This is a genomic window from Gordonia sp. 11cp (assembly GCF_057767225.1).
Window position 1 is genome coordinate 2289858 of the sequence record NZ_CM173437.1, and the last position, 22916, is coordinate 2312773.

Consider the following 22916-nt stretch of genomic DNA (forward strand, 5'->3'; position numbering starts at 1 on the left):
GAGTCTTCCTGAGCGCAGTCAATCACAGGCTGTCGGCCACTCTCTGGGCTTCGGCTCGAAGCTCACAGAGGTCCGGGACGTTCAGATCGACCGTTCGTATGTGAATCTCATGACCGTTGAATGTGTACGTTACGTCCACCGGGGAGGTCATCTGGGGATACAGGAGTAGGCCATCACATCCGAGAGCTGTTGCATACGTGCCGATTTGGTACAGATGAGCATTGTTGAAGGCGACCTTGCCGTGACGCGACTTGATGAGGGCTGGTCCCCACTTCAGGTCGATGGCCAAGCGTGGGTGTGTTCGTGGACCGATGGTCAGATCGGGTTCAATCGTGATCGGTAGGTCGGGCTTCCCGCCGCTGTGTACGAACGCCTCTCGATAACGAGGCTTCGAGCGGAGTGCTGTGATTCCGGCATCAGCAAGGGCAGATTCGATGGTGTTCTCCCAGACTTTCCACATGAGTACGAAGAATGCTGGCGCGGTAAGAGACCCTGCGAGGTCGGTGACACCGGCGCCTTCCAGGGCAAGTCGCGCCAGCCGGAGGCTGGGCAGATAGTGCTGGTTCAATCTGGTGAGTTGTACCCGATCAAATTGTGTCAGAGTCAATCTGGTCGGGCGAACATTGCTGAGGTGGTGTAGGGCGTCGTCGTACATCCGCCGGACGTTGCGGTTGCGTACAGTCGGAGCGAGCAGATCCAGCGCCGCGCGGAGCAGCTGGTTCTCCGGGGTATCAACCACGAAGTCGGTGTACTCGCAATCTAGGAAGGGGAGCTTCGCTGGGTTCGTAATTGGCCGTGTGCGGCCGCGTACGAACGGAAGTTGCTCTCGCCGTTCAACGTATCCTCGACGCAATCCACGGGCCATGAGTGTGTTGACCTCGCTCGCGAGCTGAATGAGGAGCCAGTCAGACGGGGAGGTATCGGTCACGCTGGTGATTCCAGCTGGTGGCGGCGGGGCGAGTGTCCGGTACGCGAGCGCCAGCATCTCGGGCAGGTTGTTGATGGCAGCTTTTGGCTGCACTACGATTCCTCGGCCGCCGGGGAGCGTGACGCTCCCGGCGTACCCGGTCTTGGGGCCGACTCGCGCGAGAACTGATGCTCCGCTTGCGCTCACCTCTATCACGTGCAGTCCGTGTCGGGCGCGGCGAAGTGCCCGCATTTCCGCACGAGAGAATTCGTGCTCCTGGGCTGGGTCGGTCTCCGTGAAGTGAAGTGTTTCAGCCATTCTAACTACTCAGGAAGGCATTTCGGAGGTCCGGTAGGTCATCGGTGCGACCCAGTAGGTGGTCGCGGAGCACGGGTTCGAGGTCCTCGTCCCAGATGGTCTCGAAACCAACGTCGGCGAGATCAGCTCGAATGAGGAACGCGTGGCCTATCACCCGGTCATCATCGAGTAGTTCTGTGACTTGGTCGTTGAGGCTTCGGAGCCGGCCAGAAGCCTCGAGTCCGAGCGCTTTCGTGGTGTAGCGGTCATGCCAACGTTCAATCGCGGCGTAGTCGACTCCGAACTGAACCTCCTTGAAACGCCGTCTCATTGCTGCGTCGAGCAACGACACTGACCGGTCGGCCGTGTTCATTGTCCCGATCAGCCAGAGGTTGTCGGGGATGTAGAACCTATCGTTGCTGTAGGCGAGGCTGACTGTGTTGTCTTCGCCTCTGTACTCCAGTGCGAAGAGGAGTTCTCCGAAGACGCGGGGGAGATTGGCGCGGTTAATCTCGTCCACGATCACGAAATACGGTGCAGGGTAATTGGTTTGAGCCTCAGCTACGATCGTTTTGAAGATGCCATCTCGCAGTTCGTAGCGAAGGGCGCTGTTGGCTGGGTCGGCCTGTGATGTTGTCGATTGCGTTGCGCCATCACTGTTCTCTGTGCCATCTGCGTCGCCGTTGTTGGGGTTGTTGGCTGCCATGACCGGTCGGATTCCTTCGACGAAGTCCTCGTAGGCGTAGGTCGGGTGGAACTGGACAAGTTTGATCCGCGTGGGTGCGGTCATGGCTGTGGCAAGTCTGCGTGCGGCGAGGGTCTTGCCGGTCCCGGGTGGGCCGGAGAAGAGTAGTTGTCGCGCTCTACCAGTGAGTGCGACGAGCCTGCGTGCACGACCTTCGTCCCAGAGAAGGTCGTCAACGAGTGTTTGGATCGGGTCGTGCGCAGTCCCTTGCGCCGCGCTGTCGAGCGGCACGATGAACTGCAGATGTCTGCGCAACTGGTCAGCGATCGATGCGCCAGCCGCGTCCAGTGACTGCGGGTCGACAAGCAACTCGACGCCACCGGTGGTGGCGGGGTCGGCGGCTAAGTCTGCCACCCAATCGTGCGAGGAAGCGGACTGCGTTGACGTGCCGTTGGGCGTGGAAATGGTGAAGACCCAGCCGTCCTGCCGTAGTGCGTCCAGCGTATCGATATCACCGGCCGGAAGCCCCGCCAACGCTCGCCGGAAACGTTGGGCACGCTCGTTTGCTTTCGGTGATGCCGTGTCCGCCCTGTCGATCTCTGTTCGCAACCGCATGCCCTGATCATCGAGGGAGACGGCCAGTCGAAAGCCAGCGGCGCCGCTCTCGGGTCTTGTCAGGATGATCGCGATCGGTCCCGGCGCCGGGGCTTCGATCGACACCGGGCGATCCATGTCGTTGGTAGCGAGCCGTGCGATGCGACCAAGCAAGGCCAACCGCGCACGAAGTCGTTCGCCGCGTGCCCGGTCGCTGCTCGACAGCGGTGGACCGCCCGATGCGCTCTGCGCCACCTGGGCCGCAAGAAGGCAGTCACTGGAGGTGTATGCCACAGTAAGAACTGGCTGATCTCCGGCGCTGAGCCTCCAGACTGTCGCCGGGGAACCGGATCGGGTCTTGCGCTTGGTCCCCGAGTCCTCGATGTAGCCGTTTTGTAGCAATTCACCGCGGCGAGGCCGTATGTTACTCGCACCGCCGGGTGGTTTGAGGCGTTCGTCGAGCTCATGGTCGGTCGACCCATGCGCGCCGCAGTCGGCGATAGCCATGAGGACTCGGTAGCGCCAGTTCTGCGTGTCAGCGATGCCGCGTTGGTTGCCGATGAGTTCGCCGAAGATCAGCTCGTCGATGTCCGCCACATTGAGCACACTAGACCAGCAAGGTGGGGCGAGATGCTAGGTGGATGGTATGGGTGCGCTCACGTTTTCAGCGCCAGGAACGGCGAGTTGCGACAGTTTAGCGATGGCGCCTCTCGCGAGTTCCGCGTAGACCGGGTCGCGTTCGATTCCGATGGATTGGTAGCCCAGTGCTTCTGCGGCTGCCAACGTCGACCCAGCCCCCGCAAACGGGTCGAGCACGATACCCTCGCCCAACGGCAGCGATGCCCGTACCACTGCCCGCAAGAAGGATTGCGGTTTGAGTGACGGGTGTGGTGCGATCTCGCGCTCCTTCTTGGGAGTCGGGCTCGAACGAATGACATCCCCGAACGGCTGGGCGTCGCTGATCCGTCGTAGTCCACCGGTCTTGTATTTCCTGAGATTATCGGCGACAGTGCGTGTTTCGATAGGCCGACGGTAGACAAGCCATGGTTCCCATTGCGCGCGAGCCATGACGGAGACATCGTCGAATTCCTCGTGGGCATTCTTCGGCCGGTCACCGCCGCGCATGGTTTGTACGAGGCGCACGATCTCGCCGCGACGTTCGAGTCCCGCTTTGTTCAGCGCCATCGAAATATATGGCGAGACAAGAGGATTGCAAGCGAGTATGACATGGCCTCCGGGAAGTAGGGCCGGAAAAAGGGTTGTCGCCCAGGTGGTGAAGAACTCGTGCAGCGCGGCCAGGTCGGATGCAGACATTGTGGTGAAGCGCGGCAGTGGTGCACGCTGGTTGCCGTCGAAGGAGGGGGGTACGCGCCATACGCCGCCCTTGCCGGCACGCAGTTTCGCGAGGTGCTTGTCGCTGTATTCGTGCAGGCCGTAGGGCGGGTCAGTCACCACGGCCGCAATGGACTTCTCTGCGCGGTTGCCGAGCCAGTCCAGGCAATCGGCCGTATGCAGTTCGGTATGCCCGGTTCGGAACGGCTGAGTCTCGGTGTCCTTCGTCTTCGTTGGGCTCATCGCTTTGCCCTGTTGAGGGTGTAGCGGCCCCTGCCGGTGCGCGAGAACTTCTCAGGCGTGTTGATGTTCAGATACGACCGCACGCTCGACGCCGGGACCTCGGTCTGCAGGTCGGCGCAGACAGCTTCGCGGAGCTCGGCTACGGTGAGCTCTGTCTTCTTGGCCTCAAACACCCTGATGATCGCATCGCGGACGACGCCTGGCCCCCTGCGGGTACTGTTTGTCATCGTGGCCGACCTCCGAATTCGTGTTGTGGCGTAGCGGGAGTGAGCTTAGCTATGGGCACTGACTATAGACGTCTAGACGTCTTATAGTCGACAAAGGGGGCCACGGGCGTGTCGCAAGTCACAGCGCAACGCAATGTGCTCAGTGAAGTGAGCGGTCATGAGCCACCGAACCTTTCTCGTCCCGTTCGACGAAGTGGTGAAAGTCCTGACGGCTAACGGTCGAGTTGGCCGTACAGCAGCTCGATCGTTTGTTTCTGATCGGCAATGACAGATCTCAGTTGCTTATTCTCGGCCTCGCACGCTGCGATCTTGCGGCGTAGTGCCGCCACGATCGCCGGATCACGACTGCTGGGGTCGGCAACAGAGTTCGTACGGTGGGTGACACGATATTGGTCGATCGTTGCTACGACGTCCTTGTGCTTGTAGATGGTCTTGCGGGAGACACCCGACCGTGCAGCGACGGCCGCGACCGTAATCGGTGCATTGGACTTGCGCAGGTCCCGGAGTGCTTTGTCGATGTCTCGGCGTTTGGTGGCAGCAACCGTGTCGCGGTAGCGGGCGAGACCGCGCTGCGCTTTCTCCCCTGGCGGGGGAGGCTTCGGTGCGCTCACTGGGACTCACCTGAACGGTCGCCGGGATCAAAGGTCGCGGGATCGGGACTTGGGGTCGTGTCTGCGGAAGCGGCTTCGGCCTTGCGCAGCACGGACTCGTGACTTCCTCGGGTCTTGACTTGAAGCAGCGGCGACCGGTTTGCGGTACCGGCTCCGCTGACGCTCCGGCCGTCACTGTCGGCTGCCGCGTCAGTGTGCAGGCGCTCGATGATTGCGTCGAGAGAAGCGATCTCGCGGCGACGTTCGTGGATCCAGACGTTGTCGTCGGTGAGCTCGCGGCCGGTGCGGTCGAGGTACTGGCGGCGCCGTACGTCGACGAGGGTGAGCGTCTTGGTGCGCTGGTCCTCCAGCTCGTCGAGATGTGTTGCGTCGGTAGCGAAGTGTCCGCAGGTCAGGCACGCGTTGCCTTTGTCGCAGGTCTTCAGAGGTGGCAGTAGACAGACCCCATTGGGCAGTACCCGGTCGGTGCGCTGGGACAGTTGGGTCATGTCGAAGATATCGGTGGGGCTAATACCGATATCCACCCCGGCGGCGCCGATCTTCTTGTGTCGCAGAAACTCTGCCTCTGCAGTGGCCGCGAGCGTGGCTGCGTAGCGCAGCGTCATCTCCGGTGAGGCGTGCCCGAGGTAGCGCTGTACGACGTGGATGGGTACACCATCGTTGAGTAGCTCTGTGGCGCGGGTGTGCCGCAACCGATGCGTCTGGGAGAACCGCAGTGGAAGTCCTGCGGTGTCGGTGAGACCGTGAATCCTATCGAGCTTGCTCAGTTTCTCGCGGTAGGAATGGTAGGTGCGTGGACGCTGCCCTTGATGCTGGTGTCTTATTCCGAGGAACAAGTACTTCGGCGTCATTTCCGGGTAGCGACGTTTGATCCATGTCTGCTGTTCGTGGATGACGTTGACGACTGCTTGTTCGACCAGAATCGTCGGTAGGACCCCGTCGACCTTGGTCTGCTGGTATCTCAGCTTCGCCACGAATGCGTCAGGGTCGTCAGACTCGTTGGGGCGTTCCTGGCCCGGAATCGGCAGGAGAGGGTCGAAATCGAGCATCAGGATCTCGGATGCCCGCCGACCGGTCAGTGCCTGCAGAAGCCAAGTGCGGGCTGCTTGAGGGTCGCCGAGGCCGTCGACCAGGGAGATCGTCGAGTCGGGGTGAGTGATGGCGACGGGCACTCCGCGATCACCGGCGAGTACGTCGAGGTAGCAGAGCATCTGCTGCAGCTCGGAGGTGGAGAACCACGTCAGCTCACGCTGGTTCTTTCCTCGGCGGCCTTTGAACGCCGGCCCCCACAGCCGGGTGTGTGAGTCGGTCAGCGCCGCCCATCCGTTGTTGCCGGTCGCCAGCGCTGCTTCGTCGGCGTTGTCGGCCATGAACGTGTAGAACACCTGAGTTTGAGACTGGGTTGCATCGATTGCGCTGTCCGACAGTGGTTTATCTGGTCTGAATCCGGCATCTGGTGACGCGAGGTAGTCGGAGAAGTCGGAGAAGAACTGGCGCAGCGATGCACGGTTGTCAGCGATGATCGGGTCGTCGATCCCGTGGGAGGCCAGAAACGGACCGAGGTGGCGGGCGGCGTCGCGGGCACGCTCGGTCACCGATGACCAGCGCAGCAGTTCGCCGGTCAGCGAGGTGCGTAGCCAGAATCTGATGCCTTCGCGGAACCAAACCGGTTCGATCGGTCTGAGTCGGACTGACTTGTCGTGGGTGGGTTCATGTTCTCGTACGGGGATGCGCGGGTCGGCGCGTAGGTCCCACACATCGTGGGCCCACCAAGGTTTCGCTGTGCAGCGTACAGAGACGTAGAGGTGGAGTTGCTCGATCAGGTGGGTGATGTTGCGGCGGGCGCCGGTGCTGGGTAGTCGCTGGTTGCGACGTTCAAATCCGATGAGTGCATGGCGGATCAGGGGTGCCACGTCGAGGTCGGCGATGCTCGTTGGTTCGCGATGGTGTGTGGCCAGGTATTCCGCGACGGCGGCTTCGAGCGCGCGACCGCACCACTTCAACAGTGACGGTTCGATCTTGCGGATTCCTTCGTGTCCGCAGAGCCATACCCACCAGGCAATTTCGTCGCAGAACCGTTGCGGCACAGACGATGGTGTGAAGTCGTGGAACTCGGCGGCGCGGTTGGCTGTCATGTAGCGCTGATTCTGCAGGAACACTGTGTTCGCCGGGCCAGTGTCGATGCTGTACTGCAGCGTGCGCCATTTCTCGGGCACTCGTGCCCATTCGCGACCCCACACCAGATCGGTCAGTTCCAGGCCAGGAGTGGCGGGGCGGCGTGCCCGCGAGCCAGATGGTCTATTCCTGTCCGTTGTCATGCAGTCCCTTCCACCCCGCGACGTAGTTCTTCCACTCTGCGACGGAACGCATTTCGGCGTCCTCGGTCACCCATCCGTAGATCGACAGAGTTGTTTGCACGTCGGCGTGCCCCAGTCGTCTCATGACGACGTGCTCGCGGACGCCGTTGAGGAGTAGTGCTGTTGCGTGCGTGTGCCGAAACCAGTGTGGTGTCCATTGCTCTGGCACATCAGGTCTTGCTGTGCTGATGGTGTTGACCTTGTCGTACACGGTCTCGGGGCGCATCGCTGCGTACCGCTCGCCTCTGGCGAGGTTCACGAACACGAAGTGTGTCGAAAGGTCGGTGACGGCGACCTCGGCTCCCTGAGCGATCAGCTGCCACACGAACTCGCTGTAGAGACCGACCAGGTCGTCACCGACGTAGATTCGACGTGCACCTGACTTCGCCCGCACGCCGTGTGGGTGGTCGTTTCGGCCCGCGATCTGCACATATGGAGTGTCACCGCCGCTGATGTGAAAGTCGTGGTGGCGCAGAGACAAAGCTTCTCCCAGGCGCATCCCCGTTTCCGCGAGAACTGCGAATAGTAGCCGGTCGCGCAAACCTGAGGCGCTCCCGGACCAGCCTTGCTCAGCCTGCATCGAGCAGGCGTCAAGGATCGCAAGGACTTGGCCCGGCAGCAGGACTGGTGTCTCTGCTCGATTGGGTGCCCGACGCCGGTAGATGGGTTGATCGCGTGTCTGTTGTGGGCCGACTCCTGTCAGGAACGGCGAATATGGATTGCGACGTGCGGTGCGGGCGTGGGACGAGTAGAGCCTGCGATAGGGCCGGGTGAGGTCATGGGCGTCGGCGAAGTACCGATACATCGACAGCACTGCCGCGCCGCGAGGCTGAAGAGACGAATCGGCCATACCGGCATCGTCGGCCGGTGGACCAATCCGCGCCGTGTCTGGGAGATCACCGCTGCGGAGGTAGCGAAGGAACTCGCCGAACAGCGTGGTGGGAAAGTCATCCCACGCATGACCGGTGTGCTCCAGGACCGTCCACCACGCAGCCAGGCCGTACGCGTAGGACTTCACCGTATTGGGAGACGCGCCCTCACCGGCGAGAAACCGCAGGTACTCGCGGGCCTGCGGCACGGGTAACCGGTCGGCGCCGACGACAGTGACCGAGTGCGTCCGATCAGGAAACGTCAATCGCTGCACTCTGGCCACCGCAACGCCTCACACCCGGTGACGACGTGAATCAAGCGCCACTACATCAGCTGCGCCATACGTCACGTCCGGTCGACGCGGAGCGCTCGCGCTCTGAGGCCTAAGAACCGACGGCGCAGAACGCTGCGTCCCCAGAATCCAATCAAGCACGTCGAGCGGCAGAGCAGTGGTGCCCTGGGCTGCCAACTCTCCCAACGAAACCGCCCCATAGCAGCGACCCACAAACTTGCTGACCAGTCGCGGACGCTCAGGTTGGCGATCCTGCCAACCCGGCTCCGTCACACCCCACGTGTGCCCCGTATCGGGGTTGACCCGCGAGTACAACTGCTTGGTCAGCATTTCGGCGCGGACCGGATCGATCAGACGTGCATCACGAATATGGCGGATCAAGGCACCCAGCGATATTCCCCATTTGTCCTTGAGCGGCTTGAGGTTCAGCAGCGACATCATCGAGGGTAGTTCGGTTGCCACCGCCGCAATAGGTGCTAGAAGCTCTGCGGCGAACCGGTCGGCCTCATTTTCCTGATCGGAACCCACCACACAGGAAGTCCGGCTATGTAAGACCAAGTGCCCCAACTCATGAGCCACCGTGAAACGAGTTCGCTCCCACGACTCGGACTCCCGAAGCACCACAAGTGGCCGATCACGATGCTCACCGACCCAGCTCGAATAACCCAGATGCCGCTCAGTACGCGCGTACGCAGCTGACGCTGCGAACTCCCCATCCCACTCACCACGCTCTCGACGGCGCACAATGACGGGCGCGCCCACACGCTCCGCCTCATACATCAGATCGTCGAAAGGCTCATCAGCCTCAAGCCCCATCGCCTCGCGAAGCTGTAGCGCCGCCAAAGCAATGGGGACTCCCGCGGACGGGCCGCCCTGAATTGCCGGTACCCGAACAGGCGGGAGCGTCGAGTGGTCATCGAGATCACCCAGGATGTCACCAACCAGTGATGCGAACACCGCCAAGAACTCTTGCTCACCCTTCGTCATCGACTTGGGCGCGCGGAACAACAACTCCCCGGCTGTAAGCCGCGTTCGAGGCTCGGTACTGAAAAACCTTGCAGGAAAGCCAAACAGGGCAGAGAAAAGTTCGACCTCTTCCGGCGTGGACCATAGAATCGAGGACTTCTCTAGTTTCGTCTGCCGGTTGGGACTCCACCCCATGGACTCACACACCGATGTCGCCGACATTCGCCGCAACACCCGGGCCTGCCTGACTCGTGCACCAAATACTTCAATCATCGTGTGCTCGATTCAACATCATCGGGCCGCGCTCGGAGCCGCGGCCCACCCTCCACGCGGCCACCTAGGACGGTGACTGCGGCGGGGCAGCTTCCTCTGGACCTACGACCGAATCGAAGTCGTCGTCCATGCGACGAGGCTTCTTGCCCTTGCCGGCCGTCGATGCCGCCACCAACGGAGTTGGTGCGATCCCAGGCGCAGCCGAAGAAGCGTCGCGAACTTCCATGATGGCATCGGGTAGAGGAAGGGTCGCGTAGAGGACCGGCTCCATCTTGTTCTTGACCCACCCCGCAGCGAGTTCCGCACCACCGAGCCCCAGGCTGCCGGGCCACCAAAGCACGTAGAACCCGAACCCCGGCGGAGGCGCCATCGGGTCGTCCACTCCAAACGGCTCGCCGAGCTCGTCCTCGAAGCTCAGCTGCTGCTCGTCCGGCCGCCGGGTCGGTTGACGCCCAGGAAGATACGGGACTGGTCTGAGTCGCTCGCCATCGTCGCCGCGCGGAAACAACTTCGTGCGTACAACGGTGCCGTGTCCGTCCTCGAGGACCATCGAGAATCCGTAGCTTCCCCGAGCCTGAAGCGTGGACTCCTTGGTCTGCCGTCGCTCCCGCGACTTGAGCACGGTTTCCAGAAGCGACGCCGACCGAATGATACGACGAGGCTCGCCCTGGTCCTCGAATCGCATATCGGTCTCTGAGGCGCGGGCGACCATGTCGCCATGAAGCTCGCCCAACACCAACTCGTGCTGCTCGCGAAACTTCAGCAGCATCCGCACCGGATCGTCGTGTAGTTCCATGGGGCAAAAATTTACCCCCTAACCCTCCATTGGTCGTGGTGACACGCCGCAGTAGTTCTCTGTCCGATGGCGCACGCATGGGTAATAGGTTACATGTAACCCACGGGGAATAGTCTGGTATCGCACCGATTTGCCACCAGTTTTGGTCTCAACCCCAGATAAGTTGGGCAGGTGGTACTCGGGGTGGCACGGAACGCAGGCGGCACACGAGGTCTCGTCGAGATCGGGGTCGTTCGCCGGAACGACGCAGGGCGCGTGACGATCGTGCCGATCTGGTTGCGCGACAGGGGGTTCACCGCTGATCGTCGACACTTCGACGCGCTGGTCGCCGCCGGTGGGCCGGTGTCGGGGGATGGTCGATGATGTCGACGCCGGCCGCGGTCGCACTGGTGCTGGGCACCGCGGGTGTCGCGGTGCTGATGTCCGCACCGCCTCGGGCGACCCCCCGGCTCCTCGCGGTGTGCGGACACACCGCACCTGCGTGGTCGTCGACACCGGCCGTGCTGCTCCCGATGACGGCGCCGTTCGGTGCCCTCCTGGTGGGCGGGTTACCGGCCGCCGTCGCGGCGGGGATCGTCGTGACGATCGTGCTGTGGGTCCGCCGACGGCGACGGGCCGAGAAGCGACGTGATCGCCGGATGGACGAACTGCTTCTCGCGTTGTCGTTGATGATCGCCGAACTGTCGGTCGGCGCACCGCCGGTGCGGGCCTGTGAGGTCGCGGTCGCCGAACTCCGTCGTCGTGATCCGGGTGATGCGGGCTCCGGGACCGGGATCGCGGACGGGCTGGAGGCGATGGCTTGTCGTGCCGCACTGGGCGGTTCGGTGATCGACCCGGCGTCCGGGGCCGACGTCCGCGTGGGCGGGGAAACGGACGGGGAGTCGTGGCGTCGCATCGGAGTGGCCTGGCAGACCGCCGACGATCGCGGTCTGCCGATGGTCGACCTCCTCGGTGCGGTGCGTTCGGATCTGCAGGCCCGGCGGGGTTTCGCCGATCGAACCCGGGCCGGACTGTCGGGGCCACGGGCGACCGCAGCGGTCCTGGCCGGTCTGCCGCTCCTGGGGATAGCGCTGGGACAGGCAACGGGTGCGGGACCGATCCAGGTCCTCCTCGGCGGAGGGCTGGGTGGCATTCTGCTGATGGCCGGGTGCGGCCTGGTGGCTGCGGGCATCGGCTGGTCGGAGCGCATCACCGGAAAGGTGCTGGCGCATTGACCCCCGGTGGGATGACGGGTGCGGCGTGTTCGGCGGTCCTGCTCGCCGCGGCGCTGTGGATCTGGCCCGCGCCCCGGTGGCTGTTGTATCGCGTGACCGAGCCGCCGACACCCCCTGCTCGCACGCCGCGGTGGCTGGGTGCCGGGCCCGCCCCCGACGACCCGTTCGCGATCGCGTCGTCGTTCGACCTCTTCGCGGTGTGCCTGCGCGCCGGGTTGCCGGTGGGGACCGCGGCGTCGGTGGTAGCCGAACGCGCGCCGGCCTCGATGGCCGGCCCACTCGCGCACGTCGCGGACCTGCTGCAACTCGGGGCCGATCCGGACGCGGCATGGTCGGTCCTCACCGACGGGGGCGAGTCGTCCGACGACCATCTCGATGCGCTCGCCGCGATGGCCCGCCGTTCGGCGCGGGCCGGCTCGTCACTTGCGGGCGGACTCGCCGAACTCGCCGAGGACGTGCGGCGCCGGGCGCACGACGACGCCCTCGCGGCCGCGGAGCGGGCAGGTGTCGCCATCAGCGGCCCGCTCGGACTGTGCTTCCTCCCGGCGTTCATCTGCCTCGGCATCGTCCCGGTCGTCGTCGGGCTCGCCTCGACGGTTCTGGGTTCGGTCTGACGCACTGTCGGTACACCGACGCACAATGGCCTCCATGAGCGACTCGGGATCTCGACACCACGCGATCGACTACATCGAACTCACCGTCACCGACGCCGCCGAGGCGAAGGCCTTCTACGCCGCGGCGTTCGGCTGGGAGTTCAACGACTACGGGCCCGCGTACGCCGGGATCGTGAATCCGGGCGGCCCGGATCTGCCCGAGGTCGGTGGCCTCGCGACGAGCGACACCGCCGCCGTTCGCGGTGGCCCGCTCGTGTTGCTCTACTCCGACGACCTGGACGCCACCGCGGAGCAGGTGCGTGCCGCGGGCGGTGAGATCGTCAACGGGCCCTACGCGTTTCCCGGCGGCCGCCGGTTCCATTTCACGGACCCGAGCGGCAACGAACTCGGGGTGTGGACGACCTCGTAGCCGACCTCCGGCCGGGTCTGCCCGCAGGCCCGGCATGGTCTCGAAATCCGAGGGATCCGAACCGGGACGCGGTGCGTCCAAGTAGCTGTAACACCGCAAGTACTTGCAACACCGTTTCCCGCGGTTCCATCGACTCCCAGGAGAGACCATGTCACGCATCATGTTCCGGACTCACGACGACACCCCTGCCGCTGCGGGGCACGATCGCGGCGCCACGATCGGACGTCTCGGCGCACACATGACCAGACTCATGACCGACGAGGAAGGAATGTCGACCGCGGAGTACGCGATCGGGACGATCGCCGCGGCCGCCTTCGGTGCGATCCTCTATACCGTGGTCACCGGAGACAACATCGTGAGTGCGTTGACCGGCATCATCGGAAAGGCGCTCAACACCTCGGTCGGCTGATGAGTCGTCGGAATCGCTTGAGACGCTTCGTCGCCGACGAATCGGGGATGGTGACCGTCGAGGCCGCGTACGCCGTCGCGGCGATCGTCGTCATGGTACTGATCGCCGTCGGCGCCATCGCCGCGGTGACCACGCAGATCCGATGCACCGACGCGGCGCGCGAGGTGGCGCGATTGTCCGCCGCGGGAGATGCCGCGGCGCGAGAGGCTGCGCAACAGCTCGCCGGAGACGATGCCCGGGTGTCGATCTCGGCCTCGGAGGAGCATGTCGTCGTCGAGGTCCGGTCAGACGTGGCGATGCTGCCGGGGTTGACGATCTCGGCGCGGGCAGTGGCGGCGAAGGAGCCGACAGGTGCCGACGAGGTGGTGTTCGCACCCGGGGTCGGACCGTGAGGGCCGGTCGGGGTCTGGTCGCCGACGACGAGGGTCACGCGACGGTGCTGGGTGCGTTCGTGATCGCGGCGTTGGCCGGTGTCCTCGTGATGGTGATCTACGTCGGGGGTGCTGTGCTGGCGCGTCATCGGGCCCAGTCGGCTGCCGATCTGTCGGCGCTGGCCGCGGCAATCGATCATGTCGCCGGTGAGGTGGATCCGTGTGCGTCCGCGCGAGACCTGGCCGGGCGGCAATCCTCCGGCGCCGAACTCGTCGGGTGCCGCATCGTCGGGGAGGACGTGGTGGTGACCGTACGGGTGCCGGTCGAACTCGGGAGCTTCGGTACGAACGACGCGACGGCACAGGCCCGGGCGGGACCCGTCGGCTGAGTCGATGTCGGGTCGGAGACTGCTGACGCCGGACCTAGCCGCGCCCGTCCGCGTCCACCGAGATCCGTTTGGGATACACCCGGATGGATTGCATGGGAGCAAACCACAATTGGTGGAAGTGCACGTCGGTGTCACCGCGGTAGGCGAGTTCGAAGGCATCGGTGCCGGTGTTCATCGGGATCCACGTCCGGGCGGCCCGAACGAACGACGACCAGTGGATGAGCTCTCCTTCGGTGAGGAAACCTCCTGCCGCTGCCCACGTCTCGCCGGACTGCGCATCGGACGACGCCAGGTAGACCTCGCCGAGTGACGCGGTGACCCGCGGGCCGACCATCGCCGTCTGGAGGTACCACTGCGCTGTCGTCACGACGTCGGTGAATCCTCCGGAACGGGCGGCGCACCACGCGTAGTGGAGGTCCAGGGCGTCGAGTGCCTCCTCCTCGGAGAAGAACACATCGCGTTCGCCGATGGAGGACGGCAACTGGTCGGTGTTCTGCGTTGGTCGGGCGAGCAAGAAGAAGGCCCGGGAGGGTCGAGTGACCTGACGATAGGTATGTGTCCCCCGGTCGGATGCCTCGTCATGCATGGGCCAAGTATTCCCGACGGAGAAGATCCAGGACGGCTACTGCGCCATTCTTGTCCAGCGGATCGTTACCGTTGCCGCATTTGGGACTCTGGACGCACGATGGGCAGCCGCTCTCACAACCACAGCTGGCGACGGCGTCGCGGGTGGCGTCGATCCAGGTCAGGAAAGCCGAGTGCCCTCGCTCGGCGAAACCGGCGCCACCCATGTAGCCGTCGTAGACGAAGACCGTCGGCAGCCCGGTGTCGGGGTGGAGGTCGGTGGAGAGACCACCGATGTCCCATCTGTCGCAGGTCGCCACCAGTGGAAGGAGGCCGATCGCCGCGTGCTCGGCGGCATGGAGCGAGCCCGGCAACCGGGTCTCGTCGATTCCGGCGTCGGCCAGCGACTCCGGTGTGAGGGTGTACATCACGGCGCGGGTGTTCAGTGTCTGTTCGGGCATGTCGAGTTCGACGGCGTCGAGTACTTCGCCGGTCCGCAACGTGCGCAGATACCCGACGACCTGGTGCGTGACGTCGACCTCGACGAACGCAACCGTCAGCGGACCGAATCGTCGGCTCGCGAGCGTGGCGGTGATGGTGATGTCGGTCGTCTCCCGCGCCGACGTCGTCCAGTCCGGATCCTCCGGGTGGGCCAGCGCGAGACCGTCGTCGAGGTCGAGTTCGTCGACGAGATAGGTTTCGCCCTGGTGGATGTGGACGGCGCCGGGGTGCACGGTCGACATGGCACGACCGGTGTCGACCGTACCGAGCAGTTGCGATGTCGTGGTGTCGACGATGAGGACCTGTCCGCCGATCCCGCCGCGGATGTCGACGTCGGCGTGGGGCTCGGTCCCGGCGGTGACATACCACCCGGACTTGCGTTTGCGGAGCAGACCTTCGCTCGCCAGGTCGTGCGCCACGTCGCGGGCGTTCCAGGCGTCGATCTCCTTGTCCGACAGCGGTTTCTCCATGGCGGCGCACAGCAGATGCGGACCCAGGATGTACGGGTTGGCGGGGTCGGTGACCGTGGCCTCGACGGGTTTGCCGAGCAGCGACTCGGGATGGTGGACGAGGTAGGTGTCGAGCGGATCGTCGCGCGCGACGAGTACGACGAGCGAGTCGCCGGACTCGCGCTGGCGCCCCGCCCGCCCCGCCTGCTGCCAGAACGAGGCGACCGTCCCGGGATAACCGCTGACGATGACGGCGTCGAGCCCGCTGATGTCGACGCCGAGTTCGAGCGCATTGGTGGTGGCCACGCCCAGCAGCTCCCCGTCGGAGATGGCTTTCTCGAGACGCCGTCGATCGTCGGCGAGATAACCCGCCCGGTAGGCGCCGATCCGGGACTCGAGCTCGGGGGCGCTCTGCGACAACAGGTGCCGCGCGCTGAGCGCCGTCAGTTCCACACCCCGCCGGCTACGGGCGAAGCACAGCGTGCGAGCCCCTTCGACCACGAAATCGGCCAGCAGGCGGGCGGATTCGGCGCCGGCCGAACGGCGGACCGGTGCGCCGTTCTCGCCGGTGACCACGGGCAGGAAGTCGGGCTCCCAGAGGGCGACGGTCCGCTCGCCGCGGGGAGATCCGTCTTCGGTCACCGCGACGGCCGGCTCGCCGATCAGCCTGCCCAGCGCCTCTGCCGGCTCGGCGACCGTCGCGCTCGCCCCGATGACGATGGGATCGGCGCCGGCCGCCCGCGCGATGCGCAGCAATCGCCGCATCACCAACGCGGTATGGGACCCGAACACCCCACGATAGTGGTGGCATTCGTCGACGACGATGAATCGGAGATGCCGGAAGAACTGCCGCCAGCGGTGGTGATGGGACAGAATCCCGATGTGCAACATGTCGGGGTTGGTGAAGATCCAGCGTGAATGGGCGCGCGCCCACTGACGGATCTCGGGGTCGGTGTCGCCGTCGTATGCGCACGGCTGCAGATGCCCGAACTCCGGCCGTCCGGCGATGATCGACGACACCGCCCGGATCTGGTCGGCGCCGAGTGCTTTTGTCGGTGCGAGGTATAGCGCCGTCGCATTCTTTTCGTTCAGCAAAGCGGTGAGAATGGGCATTTGATACGACAACGATTTGCCTGAGGCGGTACCCGTGCAAATAGCGACATGATTTCCGTGGAATGCGGCGTCGGCCGCGCGCGCCTGGTGAGTCCACACCTTCTCGATGCCGTTGTCGGCATAGGCGTCGATCAGAGCTTGCGGCACCCACTCCGGCCAGTCGTCGAAAGATGCTGAGCGCGACGGGATTACCGACAGGTGAGTGAGAGGGGAGGGGTCGGCGTCGGAACCCGCGAGGGTCCGGGCCAGCAGCCCTGTCCCGAATGTGGAGTACTGCATCTTCTGGTGACAACTCTTCGAAATAGTGTCGCTGCGTGGTCCCTGACCTGCGGCGATGTTACCGGCTGATGTCGTTGATCTGAAGTTTGACGAGGTTTTCACTCACTTTGGTTCGTGTGACTATCGCTGGGGGGCCGAACATGATTGACTGGTTCCGGCCGCAGCTTTCGCGACCCACCGCCCGGTGGGCGACAAGCATGTTGCAGCCGTGGTACTGAGGTTAGTTTGGCGGATCGATGCAGATCTTCGCGGGGCTCTTTGAGGTATGGCGGTCGACCGGCCACGACACGATGACCCATCGTGTCGCGACAGTTGATATGTAAAGGATTGCAAGAATGGCACAGGGAACTGTGAAGTGGTTCAACGCGGAAAAGGGCTTCGGCTTCATCGCGCCTGATGAGGGTTCCGACGACGTGTTCGTCCACTATTCCGAGATCCAGGGATCCGGTTTCCGCACCCTCGAGGAGAACCAGCGGGTGGAGTTCGAGGTCGGTCAGGGCACCAAGGGTCCGCAGGCCACTGGCGTCCGCGCCGTCTGAGAACACCCGCGTGTGACTGCACCACGCAGTCGGGGCAAACCACCGCTCCCGTTTCGATTCGTCGAGGCGGGAGCGGTTTGTTGTCTGTGCCCGGCGTGCGCGGGCGGCACGTCCTCCGCGGCGTCGTGAACCCGCCGACCCCAAACCCCGGCTCCGGCCCCGGGGACGACCTAGTCTCGACTCGTGGGCCAGTTGTCGTTTTTCTCCGCGGAGACCGAACAGCCCGCGTACACCGACCTCGCGGGGCTGCTCGCGGCGCACGGACAGACCGTCCGCTCCGAAACCGGTACGCGGGTCTCGATCGTGGTCGCCGATCGCTGGCGAGCCGAGCAGATCGTCGTCGAGATGCGTGCCGCCGGCCTCGACGCCGAGTCGACGACGTCGGATGAGGGCACGCCCCTGGCACGCACCGCCTCCTGTCATGAGCTGGACCCGTTGCACAGGGCATGGTCGTCCGGCGCGGTGAAGGCGATGCCGTCCGGCTGGGTCCCGAGCTATCGGGCGCTGCGTCTGTGGGTGATCGCCGCAGGTCACAGCGATGCCGGCCGCTATCAACTCGGATTGGATCCCCACGCCCCGGAGTCGCACGCCGCCCTCGCGACCGCGTTGATGCGAGTCGGGATCGCGCCGACCCTCGTCGGTACGCGCGGGCAATCGCCGGCACTGCGGATCGCCGGCCATCGACGCCTGTCGCGCCTGCACGAGTACGTCGGGGTGCCGCCCTGCGCCGAGGCCGTCGCGGACTGGCCGCCGGTGGACGAGCATTAGCCATCCCACACTCGGGCTTCTGAGCTGGTAGAACGTGTCAATGTGGCGGCGGATCCGTCGCCCGGGCCGATCCGTCGCGGAATTCAAATGTGCAAACGGCGCTATACATAAGGTACAAACCCAACGAACACACCTGACCTGACACGCAGGAACGTTCTCCACCCAGTCAACCAAAGGACGCCCCGGTGGCAGAGACCAGCACCGCATCCCGCTCGAGTGGGGGCATTCGACGCCTCGTGATCGTCGAGTCCCCGACCAAGGCCCGCAAGATCGCCGGCTACCTCGGGTCGAACTATGTGGTGGAGTCCTCCCGCGGGCACATCCGCGATCTTCCGCGTGGCGCGGCCGACGTCCCGGCCAAGTACAAGGGCCAGCCCTGGGCACGCCTCGGCGTGAACGTCGACGACAACTTCGAACCGCTGTACGTGGTGTCCCCGGACAAGAAGTCGACCGTCAGCGAACTGAAGGCGCTGATGAAGGACGTCGACGAGCTCTACCTCGCCACCGACGGTGACCGCGAGGGGGAGGCGATCGCCTGGCATCTCCTCGAGACGCTCAAGCCGAAGATCCCGGTGAAGCGGATGGTCTTCCACGAGATCACCGAACCGGCGATCCGGGCAGCCGCCGAGAATCCCCGGGACCTCGACATCGACCTCGTCGACGCCCAGGAGACCCGCCGTATCCTCGACCGCCTCTACGGCTACGAGGTCTCGCCGGTGCTGTGGAAGAAGGTGATGCCGAAGCTGTCGGCCGGCCGCGTGCAGTCGGTGGCCACGCGCATCATCGTCGAGCGCGAACGCGAGCGCATGGCGTTCGTGTCGGCCGAATACTGGGACATCTCCGCGACGATGGACGCGGAGAGCGCCGACGACTCGAACCCGCAGACCTTCAAGGCGCGACTGGTCAACGTCGACGACGCGCGTGTGGCCACCGGACGCGACTTCGAGGCCACGGGTGCCCTGAAGAAGTCGGACGGCGTGATCGTGCTCGACGCCGATCGTGCCGAGAGCCTCGCCGCCGGCCTGCGGGGCGCGGCGATGACCGTCACGTCGGTCGAGGAGAAGCCGTACACGCGCCGTCCGTACGCGCCCTTCATGACGTCGACGCTGCAGCAGGAGGCGGGTCGCAAGCTGCGGTTCACCTCCGATCGCACGATGCGCATCGCCCAGCGGCTGTACGAGAACGGTTTCATCACCTACATGCGTACGGACTCGACGAGCCTGAGCGAGTCGGCGATCAACGCCGCGCGCAACCAGGCCCGCGAGCTCTACGGCGACAGTTTCGTCCACCCGACGCCGCGGCAGTACACGCGCAAGGTCAAGAACGCGCAGGAGGCGCACGAGGCGATCCGTCCCGCCGGCGAGACCTTCCGCACCCCGGGGCAGGTCGCCGGACAGCTCGAGGCCGACGAGTTCCGCCTCTACGAGCTGATCTGGCAGCGCACCGTCGCCTCGCAGATGGCCGACGCCAAGGGCACAACGCTGAGCCTGCGGATCGCCGGCACGGCTTCCTCCGGGGAGCGCGCGACGTTCGCCGCGTCGGGACGCACGATCACCTTCCCCGGCTTCCTGTCGGCCTACGTCGAGACCGTCGACGAGCAGACCGGCGGTCAGGCCGACGACGCCGAGAACCGACTCCCGCAGCTGACGGAGGGGCAGGCGCTCACCGCGACCGACCTCACCGCAGACGGCCACTCCACCAACCCGCCCGCGCGTTTCACCGAGGCGTCGCTGGTCAAGGTCCTCGAGGAACTCGGCATCGGCCGGCCGTCGACGTACGCCTCGATCATCGGCACCATCCAGGACCGCGGCTACGTGGTGAAGAAGGGCAACGCCCTGGTGCCGTCGTGGATCGCCTTCGCGGTGGTCGGGCTGCTCGAGGCGTACTTCGAGAACCTCGTCGACTACGACTTCACCGCAACCCTCGAAGACGATCTCGACCAGATCGCCACCGGCAACGAGAACCGGACGCGGTGGCTGTCGGGGTTCTACTTCGGTGAGGATCGCAGCGCCGCCGACGGCGAGAGCCGTTCCGCCCAGTCGGCGATCGCGCAGCACGGCGGTCTGAAGAAGCTCGTGGGTGTCAATCTCGAGGAGATCGACGCCCGGCAGGTGAACTCGATCCGTCTGTTCGACGACGAGGAGGGACGCCCGATCTACGTGCGGGTCGGCCGATTCGGTCCGTACCTGGAACGCAACGTCGCCACGTCGCCCGACGCGGAGCCCGACCTGCAGCGTGCCAACCTGCCCGCCGACATCACCCCGGACGAGTTGACCCTCGCAGTGGCCGAAAAGCTCTTTGCCACACCGCAAGAGGGCCGTTCGCTGGGGACGGACCCGGCGACCGGTCACGAGATCGTCGCCAAGGAGGGCCGATTCGGCCCGTATGTGACCGAGGTCCTGCCGTCGGACGACGATGACGACGACGGAGACACCCCGGCGACCATTCCCGCGGGCCCGACACCGCGTGACGGTGGGGCGGGCGGTGGCGCCGGCGACTCCGCCGACGCCGATGTCGTCCCACTCGACGCGCCCGGTGGCGGCACGGCCACGAAGACGAAGCCCGCGGCGAAGAAAACCGCGAAGAAGGCTGCGAAGAAGGCCGGTCCCAAGCCACGCACGGGCTCGCTGTTCAAGACGATGGACATCTCGACGGTCACCCTCGACGATGCCCTGAAGCTGCTGTCGTTGCCGCGCGTCGTCGGCGTCGACCCGGAGTCCGGCGACGAGATCACCGCGCAGAACGGCCGGTACGGCCCGTACCTCAAGAAGGGATCGGACTCGCGATCGCTCGGTTCCGAGGAGCAGCTCTTCGAGATCACCCTCGACGAGGCGCTCAAGATCTACTCCGAGCCCAAGCGTCGCGGTCGGCAGGCGGCCGCACCGCCGCTGCGTGAGCTCGGCAAGGACGACGAGGTCAGCGGCAAGCCGATGGTCATCAAGGACGGCCGGTTCGGACCCTATGTGACCGACGGCGAGACCAACGCCAGCCTGCGCAAGGGTGACGAGGTCGCCTCGATCACGCCGGAACGCGCGATGGAGCTGCTCGCCGATCGCCGGGCGCGCGGGCCGGCCAAGAAGGCCACCAAGAAGGCGGCGAAGAAGGCTCCGGCCAAGAAGACGGCGGCGAAGAAGACGACCGCGAAGAAGGCCGCAGCCAAGAAGACGACCGCCAAGAAGACCGCGACGAAGAAGGCGACCGCCAAGAAGACCGCGGCCAAGAAGGCGACCCCGGACGCCGAGTAGGGGTACCGCGTAGGAGCAGCGGTGATCTGCAGCTCGCAGCCTCGGGGCGAGTCGCTCAGCCCTGCCGGTCCGGCTCGAGGTGCGGGCGAGCGAGAAGTGTCTCGATCCCGCGCCCGCGGAGTTCGACGCCCTCGCCGATCTCCCAGTGCTCGGCTTCTTCGTGGGATGCCAGGAACACGGCGCGTGCCGACCCGAGAACGCGTGTGGGTTCGTCTTTTGCGAGTTCGGTCAGGCGGGCCGCCTCGTTGACCGGGTCGCCGATGACGGTGTACTCGAGTCGCTGTTCGGCGCCGATGTGTCCGGCGATTGCCTTGCCGGCCGACACGCCGATGCCGATGTCGGTGTCACCGAGGGACTCGTAGAGCTCGGCGCGCAGCTCGCGCGCGGACGCGAGGGCGCGGCCGGCGAAGTCGTCGAGGTCGAGCGGAGCCCCGAAGATCGCGAGCGCGGCGTCGCCCTGGAACTTGTTGACGAACCCGCCATGACGTCCGACGACACCGACGACGACTCGGAAGAACTCGTTGAGCAGCTCGACGATCTCGCGTGGCGGCCGGTTGACCGCCAGCCGCGTCGAGCCGACGATGTCGACGAACAGGACGCCGACGTACCGTTCCTCGCCACCGAGTTCGGTGCCGGTCTCGATCGCACGGCGCGCGACGTCTTCGCCGACGTAGCGGCCGAACAGGTTGCGCAGCTCCTGACGTTCGCGCAGGTCGGCGACCATGTCGTTGAACCCGGCCTGCAGCAGGCCGAGGTCGCTGCCGTCGTAGATCTTCACCGCGACGTTGAGGTCGCCCTCGCTGACCTTGGACTGCGCGCGGCGCAGCTGCTTGATCGGGTCGTTGATGGCGGCCACGACACGCACGATCGCGATGACGCTGAACGCGAGTGCGGAGATGGCCATCCACAGGATGGGGCGTTCCAGGCCGGTGGAGTCGGCCTCGATGATCCCGAGTCGATGGAGCACGATCATCCCGATGATCACCAGCATCGGAGCCACGACGCTGATCACCCAGAACGCGGTGATGCGGGTGGTGACGCTGGGCGCGATCGCGTTGTCGGGGTTGTTGGCCATGGCCGCGACGGTGATGGGCCGCATGACCTTCTCCGCCTGCATGTAGCTCAGCGCACACGTGACCATCGCGCCGATCGCGCTGGCGATCGCGACGATGAAGGCGTTCTTCGACGACACGGTCAGGTTGACCAGTGTGAACAGCGTGCCGCCGACGACCCACAGCGCGGCGTTGACCGCGGTGAGCAGCATCGGCAGGGCCAGTGCGCGGCGTCGTGCGGCCTCGTTGTCGAGTCGGGTGCGGCGACGATGCCAGATGAGCACCGGTAGGGACAGCTGGATGCTGGCGAAGCCGCCGATGACCATGGCGATCAGCAGGTAGGCCGCGAAGATGACCTGGTTCAGCGCGGTGATCTCGTCGAGGCTGATCGAGTCCTGGATCGGCATGCCGAAGCGCAGGAACGCGAAGGTGAACAGTGCGCCGACGAGGTTCGCCCGGAGCATGTCGAGTGCGAGAATCGGCCACGGCGTATGAATGAGCCATCGGGCCAGATGCAGGCCCTTTGACCACCGCGACCGTTGTTGAACCA

General features: G+C 65.1%; 21 protein-coding genes and 1 pseudogene. 10 read left to right on the forward strand and 12 right to left on the reverse strand.

The features are described from left to right. Window positions 1-22 precede the first annotated feature (22 nt). The 9 genes from AC3B6C_RS10140 to AC3B6C_RS10180 all read right to left on the reverse strand — a co-directional run bounded on the left by AC3B6C_RS10140 (window position 23) and on the right by AC3B6C_RS10180 (window position 10450). Window positions 23-1225, reverse strand: a complete 1203-nt coding sequence (locus AC3B6C_RS10140; RefSeq protein WP_455410512.1) for an McrC family protein — start codon at window positions 1223-1225, stop codon at window positions 23-25. A 1-nt stretch (window position 1226) separates the two neighbouring features. Continuing rightward, window positions 1227-3080, reverse strand: a complete 1854-nt coding sequence (locus tag AC3B6C_RS10145) for an AAA family ATPase (RefSeq protein WP_488375901.1) — start codon at window positions 3078-3080, stop codon at window positions 1227-1229. A gap of 36 nt (window positions 3081-3116) precedes the next feature. Further along, window positions 3117-4058, reverse strand: a complete 942-nt coding sequence (locus tag AC3B6C_RS10150) for a DNA-methyltransferase (RefSeq protein WP_455410510.1) — start codon at window positions 4056-4058, stop codon at window positions 3117-3119. After that, window positions 4055-4285, reverse strand: coding sequence for a hypothetical protein (locus AC3B6C_RS10155; protein WP_455410509.1), 231 nt, complete (start codon window positions 4283-4285; stop codon window positions 4055-4057). Before AC3B6C_RS10155 ends, AC3B6C_RS10150 begins: the two co-directional genes overlap by 4 nt. Window positions 4286-4497: 212 nt before the next feature. Then, the gene (locus tag AC3B6C_RS10160) at window positions 4498-4896 is read right to left on the reverse strand and encodes a DUF6262 family protein (RefSeq protein ID WP_488375902.1); all 399 of its coding nucleotides are present in this window, start codon (window positions 4894-4896) and stop codon (window positions 4498-4500) included. Beyond that, the gene (locus tag AC3B6C_RS10165; protein WP_488375903.1) at window positions 4893-7214 is read right to left on the reverse strand and encodes a tyrosine-type recombinase/integrase; all 2322 of its coding nucleotides are present in this window, start codon (window positions 7212-7214) and stop codon (window positions 4893-4895) included. Before AC3B6C_RS10165 ends, AC3B6C_RS10160 begins: the two co-directional genes overlap by 4 nt. Further along, on the reverse strand, window positions 7195-8406 hold the full coding sequence (locus AC3B6C_RS10170) for a tyrosine-type recombinase/integrase (RefSeq protein ID WP_455410507.1): 1212 nt from the start codon (window positions 8404-8406) through the stop codon (window positions 7195-7197). Before AC3B6C_RS10170 ends, AC3B6C_RS10165 begins: the two co-directional genes overlap by 20 nt. A 9-nt stretch (window positions 8407-8415) precedes the next feature. Next, the gene (locus AC3B6C_RS10175; RefSeq protein WP_455410506.1) at window positions 8416-9654 is read right to left on the reverse strand and encodes an ImmA/IrrE family metallo-endopeptidase; all 1239 of its coding nucleotides are present in this window, start codon (window positions 9652-9654) and stop codon (window positions 8416-8418) included. A 64-nt stretch (window positions 9655-9718) separates the two neighbouring features. Beyond that, window positions 9719-10450: a hypothetical protein gene (locus AC3B6C_RS10180; protein WP_455410505.1), complete on the reverse strand. Its 732-nt coding sequence runs from the start codon at window positions 10448-10450 to the stop codon at window positions 9719-9721. 168 nt (window positions 10451-10618) lie between these two features. Between AC3B6C_RS10180 and AC3B6C_RS10185 the strand changes: the two are divergent. The 7 genes and pseudogenes from AC3B6C_RS10185 to AC3B6C_RS10215 all read left to right on the forward strand — a co-directional run. Further along, window positions 10619-10813, forward strand: a pseudogene (locus AC3B6C_RS10185) (TadA family conjugal transfer-associated ATPase); the annotation flags it as partial. Continuing rightward, window positions 10810-11664 (forward strand): type II secretion system F family protein, encoded by an 855-nt coding sequence (locus AC3B6C_RS10190; protein WP_488375905.1) that lies wholly within the window; start codon window positions 10810-10812, stop codon window positions 11662-11664. The pseudogene AC3B6C_RS10185 and the gene AC3B6C_RS10190, both read left to right, overlap by 4 nt. Before the next feature lie 11 nt (window positions 11665-11675). After that, window positions 11676-12278, forward strand: coding sequence for a type II secretion system F family protein (locus AC3B6C_RS10195; RefSeq protein WP_488358759.1), 603 nt, complete (start codon window positions 11676-11678; stop codon window positions 12276-12278). 34 nt (window positions 12279-12312) lie between these two features. Next, a complete protein-coding gene (locus AC3B6C_RS10200) occupies window positions 12313-12687 on the forward strand; it encodes a VOC family protein (RefSeq protein WP_488375906.1) in 375 nt (124 codons plus the stop codon). A gap of 148 nt (window positions 12688-12835) precedes the next feature. Next, entirely contained in the window at window positions 12836-13096 is a 261-nt protein-coding gene (locus AC3B6C_RS10205) for a DUF4244 domain-containing protein (RefSeq protein ID WP_010844247.1), read from the forward strand. Further along, complete coding sequence (locus tag AC3B6C_RS10210; RefSeq protein WP_488375908.1) at window positions 13096-13488, forward strand: TadE family type IV pilus minor pilin; 393 nt, start codon at window positions 13096-13098, stop codon at window positions 13486-13488. The genes AC3B6C_RS10205 and AC3B6C_RS10210 overlap by 1 nt, the downstream gene beginning before the upstream one ends. After that, window positions 13485-13856 carry an Rv3654c family TadE-like protein gene (locus tag AC3B6C_RS10215; protein ID WP_488375909.1) on the forward strand — a complete coding sequence of 124 codons (372 nt, stop codon included), beginning with the start codon at window positions 13485-13487 and terminating at the stop codon, window positions 13854-13856. The genes AC3B6C_RS10210 and AC3B6C_RS10215 overlap by 4 nt, the downstream gene beginning before the upstream one ends. A gap of 34 nt (window positions 13857-13890) precedes the next feature. Here the strand turns inward: AC3B6C_RS10215 and AC3B6C_RS10220 are convergent, their stop codons facing one another. Together AC3B6C_RS10220 and AC3B6C_RS10225 are read right to left on the reverse strand one after the other, a co-directional pair. Further along, entirely contained in the window at window positions 13891-14442 is a 552-nt protein-coding gene (locus tag AC3B6C_RS10220; RefSeq protein WP_035718080.1) for a hypothetical protein, read from the reverse strand. Next, the gene (locus tag AC3B6C_RS10225; protein ID WP_014925150.1) at window positions 14435-16762 is read right to left on the reverse strand and encodes a DEAD/DEAH box helicase; all 2328 of its coding nucleotides are present in this window, start codon (window positions 16760-16762) and stop codon (window positions 14435-14437) included. The genes AC3B6C_RS10220 and AC3B6C_RS10225 overlap by 8 nt, the downstream gene beginning before the upstream one ends. Window positions 16763-17097: 335 nt before the next feature. Here AC3B6C_RS10225 and AC3B6C_RS10230 point away from each other — a divergent pair, with 335 nt between their 5' ends. From AC3B6C_RS10230 to topA, 3 genes are all read left to right on the forward strand, one after another. Further along, window positions 17098-17301 carry a cold-shock protein gene (locus AC3B6C_RS10230; RefSeq protein WP_004022110.1) on the forward strand — a complete coding sequence of 68 codons (204 nt, stop codon included), beginning with the start codon at window positions 17098-17100 and terminating at the stop codon, window positions 17299-17301. 183 nt (window positions 17302-17484) lie between these two features. After that, a complete protein-coding gene (locus AC3B6C_RS10235; protein ID WP_010844243.1) occupies window positions 17485-18069 on the forward strand; it encodes a hypothetical protein in 585 nt (194 codons plus the stop codon). A 185-nt stretch (window positions 18070-18254) separates the two neighbouring features. After that, a complete protein-coding gene (gene topA / locus AC3B6C_RS10240) occupies window positions 18255-21314 on the forward strand; it encodes a type I DNA topoisomerase (protein WP_488375910.1) in 3060 nt (1019 codons plus the stop codon). 55 nt (window positions 21315-21369) lie between these two features. Here the strand turns inward: topA and AC3B6C_RS10245 are convergent, their stop codons facing one another. Continuing rightward, the gene (locus AC3B6C_RS10245; RefSeq protein ID WP_010844241.1) at window positions 21370-22830 is read right to left on the reverse strand and encodes an adenylate/guanylate cyclase domain-containing protein; all 1461 of its coding nucleotides are present in this window, start codon (window positions 22828-22830) and stop codon (window positions 21370-21372) included. Window positions 22831-22916: the final 86 nt, after the last annotated feature.